This is a genomic window from Mycobacterium sp. 1482292.6, assembly GCF_001672995.1.
GTDB lineage: Bacteria > Actinomycetota > Actinomycetes > Mycobacteriales > Mycobacteriaceae > Mycobacterium > Mycobacterium europaeum_A.
This window is the reverse complement of record NZ_LZKV01000041.1, coordinates 1-6229: the sequence shown is the minus strand read 5'-3', so window position 1 is coordinate 6229 and position 6229 is coordinate 1. Positions and strand designations below refer to the sequence as shown.

Sequence of the window (6229 nt, the reverse complement as noted above, 5' to 3'; positions counted from 1 at the left end):
GGCCGGGTGACCGACGTCGTCGCCGACCAGTAGCGTGCCGACGGCAACGGGGTTGGCAGGCGGGGGAGGATGTGCCGGAGAGGGCGTCACCGTCACAGTCTGGGTCTCCGTTGCTGTCGGGGGCGGCGGCGGTTCGCTCGTGGGTGGTGGTGGCGGCGGTGGCGGTGGCTTGGTGGTCGTGATCTCGTCCTGCGGCGGCGGCGTGGACGGCGCGGTGGTGGTTCCGGGGTTGGCGAGCTTGGTGGTGTCGGTCCGGGCGAACAGCAGCGATACCGAGACGACGAGCGCGATCGCGGCCACGATCGCGGCGATCCCGACCACCCACGGCCAGCGCGCGGTGCTGCGTTCGTCGTCGGCGGCGGCCTCGTCGAACTCGTCGTAGTCGTAGAGCCGCAGATCCGCCGGCAGGTAGGGGCCGCTGGTGAAATGCTCGGACTCCGGAGCCGAATAGGCCCGCGAGTAGGCGTCGGTCTCATCGTTGTGGTCCGCCGCGGCCAGTTCGGCGCTGTCCTCGAAGGGTTCCGGCTCGTCCCCGACGTCGCCGTGCGACACGGGTTCGAGATCGTCGGCCGGCTCGTCGCCGAGCTCCGGTTCGTGGCTGATCTCCTCGGCAGGGTCGGGTGCGTCAGGATCCCATTCCGGGGGTCTTGACCCGCTCATCTCTGCCTTTGCCTACCCTGTTCGACTGCCTCACCTGCGCACCAGACTCCGCCATCACAATCGATGCGGGCGCGCTGGGAAACTCCTCGTTGCCTGGGCAGAACACTACCGAACCCCCAAGGGGCAAAGCCGTCGTGGCGAACGGCCCACCAATCACGTGATCGGATTGTGACCTTTATGCCGCGAATCAGTGCTTCTCGGGACCGATGTAGTACTCGAAGACCAAGCCGGCCACCGACGTCAGGATGAACATCACCCCGGCGGTGATCAGCCACGGCAGCCACAGCGCGATGCCGACCGCGGTCACCGAGCCCGACAGCGCGATCAGAATCGGCCACCAGCTGTGCGGGCTGAAGAAGCCCAATTCGCCTGCTCCATCGCTGATCTCAGCACCCTCGTAGTCCTCGGGCCGGGTGTCCAGCCGCCGCGCAACGAACCGGAAGAACGTCGCCGTGATCAACGCCAGGCCGCCGGTCAGCACCAGCGCGGTGGTGCCCGCCCACTCCACGCCCCCGGTGGCGAAGATCGCGGTCAGCACCCCGTAGAGCACCGCAACCACAATGAAAAACCCGGCGATGAACTCGAATAGCCTGGCTTCGATATGCATTTGGTGTCCTAACCTACTGGCTTCCGGCCAATTGACCGCGCTTGGTGTCGAACGGATGGGTGGTCACCGCGAGCGGCGGCTGCCCGATCGCCTGCAACGCCTCGGCGTTGCTCTTTCCGTCCATCCGCTGCTGCAGGTAGGCCTTGAAGTCGTTGGGCGCCACCACCCGAACCTCGAAGTTCATCATCGAGTGATACGTGCCACAGAACTCCGCGCAGTGGCCGACGAACGCGCCCGGCTTCTGGATCTCCTCGGTCTGGAACACGTGCACCGAGTTGTTCGCGTCGGCGTTGGGAATCACGTCGCGCTTGAACAGGAACTCCGGCACCCAGAACGTGTGCACTACGTCCGCGGACGCCAGGTCGAACTCGATGCGCTTGCCGGTGGGCAACACCAGAACCGGGATCTCCTCGCTGGATCCCAGCGTCTCGACCTTGTCGAAGTTCAGGTACTGACGGTCGGAGGTGTTGAAGCCGCGGACGGCGCCGACGCGCTCCTCGCCGTGGGCGTCCTTGCCCTCCGGCTTGGACAGCATCGCCTTCTTGCGTTCCTGGTCCGTGCCGTCGTAGTTCAGCGTGCCGTCCTTGAAGGCCACGCGCTGATAGCCGAACTTCCAGTTCCATTGAAAGGCCGTGACATCGACCACTACCTCGGGGTCCTTGGCCAGGTGCAGCATCTTCTCCTGCACCACGACGGTGAAGTAGAACAGCACCGAGATGATGAGGAACGGGGTCACCGTGAGCACCAGCTCCAGCGGCATGTTGTAGCCGAACTGCCGGGGCAGGTCGGTGTCGGTGGCCTTCTTGCGGTGGAAGGCCGACGCCCAGAAGATGAGCCCGAACACGATGCCGCCGACCACCAGCGAGGCGATCACGGCGCCGATCCACAGTTCCCGGTTCAGATGGGCCTCCGGGGTGATGCCCCGCGGCCAGCCCAGGGCCAGCGCGTCCGCCCAGCCGCTGCACCCGCTCAGGACCAGCGCCAGCACGCCCAGCGTAATCGCCAGCGCGAACGGCCGAAGACGGCGCCGAAACCTGCCCTGCGACAAACGTTGCGAACGGTCCTGCTCGCGAGGGGTCACGTTAGCGCCTCCTGCTCGGATATCGAATACTACGCAGCGTAGACCACGCGCCTGAGGCGGGCGACGAAACCCCGGCCCACCGGCTTGTCCGGCCATGGACGACGTGCCGGGTGCGACATCCCCGCACGCCCGCCAAGTGCGGCATACTGGGGCGCCGTGTGTGGTCTGCTGGCGTTCGTCGCCGCCCCGGGGAGCGCGGGCAAGGACTTGGACAAGGACTTGGACAAGGAGGCCGCCGCCCGAGCCGACGGCGCGGTCGCCCGCGCGTCGCACTCGATGCGCCACCGCGGGCCCGACGAGCCGGGCACCTGGGTGGACCCGGACACCGACGGCTCCGTCGTGTTCGGCTTCAACCGGCTCTCGATCATCGACATCGCGCATTCACATCAGCCGCTGCGCTGGGGGCCGCCCGAGGAGCCCGGCCGCTACGTGCTGGTGTTCAACGGCGAGATCTACAACTACCTCGAGCTGCGCGACGAACTGGCCAGCCGGCACGGCGTCGCCTTCGCCACCGACGGAGACGGCGAGCCCATCGTCGCGGGCTACCACTACTGGGGCACCGACGTCTTGACCCGGCTGCGCGGCATGTTCGCGTTCGCGCTGTGGGACACCGCGACCCGCGAATTGCTCTGCGCCCGAGACCCTTTCGGCATCAAGCCACTGTTCATGGCGACCGGTACGGGCGGCACCGCGGTGGCCAGCGAAAAGAAGTGCCTGCTGGATCTGGCCGAGCTGGTGGGGTTCGACACCGCGATCGACGAGCGGGCCGTGCAGCACTACACCGTCCTGCAGTACGTGCCCGAGCCCGAGACGCTGCACCGCGGGGTGCGCCGGCTGGAATCGGGCTGCTACGCCCGCATCCGTCCCGACCGCCTGCAGCCGGAGGTCACCCGGTACTTCGTGCCGCGGTTCGCCGCGGTGCCGATCACCCGGGACACCGAACAGGCCCGCTACGACGAGATCACCGCGGTGCTCGAGGACTCGGTGGCCAAGCACATGCGCGCCGACGTCACTGTCGGGGCGTTCCTGTCCGGGGGAATCGACTCCACCGCCATCGCGGCGCTGGCCATCCGGCACAACCCGCGGCTGATCACGTTCACCACCGGCTTCGAGCGCGAGGGATTCTCCGAGATCGACGTCGCAGTGGCCTCGGCGGAGGCGATCGGCGCCCGGCACATCGCCAAGGTGGTCACGCCCGACGAGTTCGTCGCCGCCCTGCCCGAGATCGTCTGGTACCTCGACGAGCCGGTGGCCGACCCGGCGCTGGTGCCGCTGTTCTTCGTCGCGCGGGAGGCCCGCAAGCACGTGAAGGTGGTACTGTCCGGCGAAGGCGCAGACGAGTTGTTCGGCGGTTACACGATTTACCGGGAACCCTTGTCGCTGAAGCCTTTTGACTATCTGCCGAGGCCGCTGCGGCGGTCGATGGGCAAGGTGTCCAAACCCCTGCCGGAGGGGATGCGGGGCAAGAGCCTGCTGCACCGCGGCTCACTGACCCTCGAGGAGCGCTACTACGGCAACGCCCGCAGCTTCTCCGACGCGCAGCTGCGCGACGTGTTGCCCGGCTTCCGCGCGGAATGGACCCACACCGACGTCACCGCGGCGGTGTACGCCGAATCGGCGGGCTGGGATCCGGTGGCTCGCATGCAGCACATCGACCTGTTCACCTGGCTGCGCGGCGACATCCTGGTCAAGGCCGACAAGATGACCATGGCCAACTCGCTGGAGCTGCGGGTGCCGTTCCTGGATCCCGAGGTGTTCGCCGTCGCCTCCCGGCTGCCCGTCGAGGCCAAGATCACCCGCACGACGACGAAGTATGCGCTGCGGCGTGCGCTGGAGCCGATCGTGCCGGCGCATGTGCTGCACCGGCCCAAGCTGGGTTTCCCGGTGCCCATCCGGCACTGGCTGCGCGCCGGCGAACTGCTGGAGTGGGCGTACGCGATGGTGGACTCGTCGCAGGCCGGCCACCTGGTCGACCTAGCCGCCGTGCGCCGGATGCTCGACGAGCACCGCAACGGCGTCAGCGATCACAGCCGCCGGCTCTGGACGCTGTTGATCTTCATGCTTTGGCACGCGATCTTCGTCGAGCGCACCGTGGTGCCCCAGATCAGCGAGCCGGTGTACCCGGTGCAGCTCTAGTACCGGCCCGTCTAGTACCGGCCCGCGCATCCGCGGTTGGGTGTGAAGCCAGGGCGTTGCGGGTGAATCCCTGGCGTTGATTGTCGGCGTGTCGCCGCCCTCAGCTCACGCTGGACGCCGTGGGTTCACACCCGAGGCGCCAGCGCGCCAGCTCTACGCGAGCACCGCGGCGATCTCGGTGGCCGCCTCGTCGCCGTAAGCGTCGGCCAGCCGGGTCTTGGCGACGGCCGGGTCCCACGTCCACTCCTGGGTGCCGGTCGACTCCAGCACCAGCACGGCGACCAGCGAGCCCAGCTGGGCCGAACGCTCGAGGTTGAGCCCGGCGGTGCGACCGGTGAGGAAACCGGCCCGGAACGCGTCGCCCACGCCGGTGGGATCGGTCTGGCTGGTCTCGGGCACCACACCGACGTGGGTGGTGGTCCCGTCGCGCTCGACGATGTCGACGCCCTTGGCGCCCAGCGTGGTCACCCGCAGGTCGACCTTCTTCTGCACGTCGGCCTCGGACCAGCCGGTCTTGGAGAGCAGCAGCTCCCACTCGTAGTCGTTGGTGAACAAGTAGGCGGCCCCGTCGACGAGCTTGTCGATCTCCGCGCCGGACAGCCGGGGCAGCTGCTGGGAGGGGTCGGCGGCGAACGGCAGGCCGAGCTTGCGGCACTCCTCGGTGTGCACCACCATCGCGTCGGGGTCGTTGGCGCCGACGATGACCAGGTCCGGCTGGCCCACCGACGACACGACGTCGGCGAGCTTGATGTTGCGGGCCTCCGACATTGCGCCCGGGTAGAACGACGCGATCTGGGCCATGTCCTCGTCGGTGGTGCAGGTGAACCGGGCCGTCTTGGCGGTCTGCGAGATCAGCACGTTGTCGCAGTTGACGCCGTGGGACTGCAGCCACTGGCGGTAGTCGTCGAAGTCGTCGCCGGCCGCGCCGACCAGCGCCACGTCGCCGCCCAGCACGCCGATGGCGAACGCGATGTTGCCGGCCACGCCGCCGCGGTGAATCACCAGGTCGTCAACCAGAAAACTCAGGGAAACCTTCTGCAGGTGCTCGGCAAGCAGGTGCTCGGAAAACTTGCCGGGGAAACGCATCAGGTTGTCGGTCGCAATCGAACCTGTCACCGCGATCGTCACGAAAACTCCATCCTTCGTTAGTAAGGTTATCTAGCTTACTCACGGGCCTCGACCGTCGCTGGGTGCGCGGTCGGCGTGAGGTCGTGCGCTAGCCTCCCTAGGGAACTCACTCAAGTCGCCGGGATCACATGCTCGGGCCGCAACCCGATTGCAGTCCCGTCTACCACCGTAGGAGAACCACGATGGCAGGTCCGCACTCGCCGAACCACACCGGCGGCAGCGGCGGACCGAGCGGACCCGAGCCCCCACGCGAATCCGAGCCCCTCGAGTTCCCCGACGACCCCAACACCGACCCGGGTTTCGGCGCAGCCCCGCAGGCGGGAGCCGCTCCCGCCAATTATGCCGGGCAGCCCGGCGCGCCGGTGCCCTACCCGCGGTCCAAGCGGCGGCTCGTCGTCGGCATCGCGCTGGCCATCGCGCTCGTCGCGGTGTTGACGGTGGCCATCGTGTACGGGGTCCGCACCAACGGGGCCAACACCGGCGCCACCTTCTCCGAGGGCGCGGCGAAGACGGCCATCCAGGGCTACCTGGATGCGCTGGAACACCGCGACATCGACGAGATCGCCCGCAACGCGCTGTGCGGCCTGTACGACGGGGTCCAGGACAAGCGGTCCGAC

The 6229-nt window shown here is 68.0% G+C and carries 4 protein-coding genes and 2 pseudogenes; 2 read left to right on the top strand and 4 right to left on the bottom strand.

What is annotated here, in order from left to right; all coding sequences use genetic code 11:
- From A5624_RS03300 to A5624_RS03290, 3 genes and pseudogenes are all read right to left on the bottom strand, one after another.
- A pseudogene (locus A5624_RS03300) lies at window positions 1-660 on the bottom strand (hypothetical protein); the annotation flags it as partial.
- 187 nt (window positions 661-847) lie between these two features.
- Window positions 848-1267, bottom strand: a complete 420-nt coding sequence (locus tag A5624_RS03295) for a cytochrome c oxidase subunit 4 (RefSeq protein WP_066861481.1) — start codon at window positions 1265-1267, stop codon at window positions 848-850.
- 13 nt (window positions 1268-1280) lie between these two features.
- Window positions 1281-2348 (bottom strand): cytochrome c oxidase subunit II, encoded by a 1068-nt coding sequence (locus A5624_RS03290; RefSeq protein WP_066861478.1) that lies wholly within the window; start codon window positions 2346-2348, stop codon window positions 1281-1283.
- A 156-nt stretch (window positions 2349-2504) separates the two neighbouring features.
- Here A5624_RS03290 and asnB point away from each other — a divergent pair, with 156 nt between their 5' ends.
- Entirely contained in the window at window positions 2505-4484 is a 1980-nt protein-coding gene (gene asnB, locus A5624_RS03285; protein WP_066861475.1) for an asparagine synthase (glutamine-hydrolyzing), read from the top strand.
- A gap of 153 nt (window positions 4485-4637) precedes the next feature.
- Here the strand turns inward: asnB and A5624_RS03280 are convergent, their stop codons facing one another.
- Complete coding sequence (locus A5624_RS03280; protein WP_066861472.1) at window positions 4638-5612, bottom strand: carbohydrate kinase family protein; 975 nt, start codon at window positions 5610-5612, stop codon at window positions 4638-4640.
- A gap of 182 nt (window positions 5613-5794) precedes the next feature.
- Here A5624_RS03280 and A5624_RS03275 point away from each other — a divergent pair.
- Window positions 5795-6229, top strand: a pseudogene (locus A5624_RS03275) (hypothetical protein); the annotation flags it as partial.

Coding starts and splice junctions, on each gene's coding strand:
- A5624_RS03295 (WP_066861481.1), bottom strand. CDS start 1,267: ATGCATATCGAAGCCAGGCTATTCGAGTTCATCGCCGGGTTTTTCATT.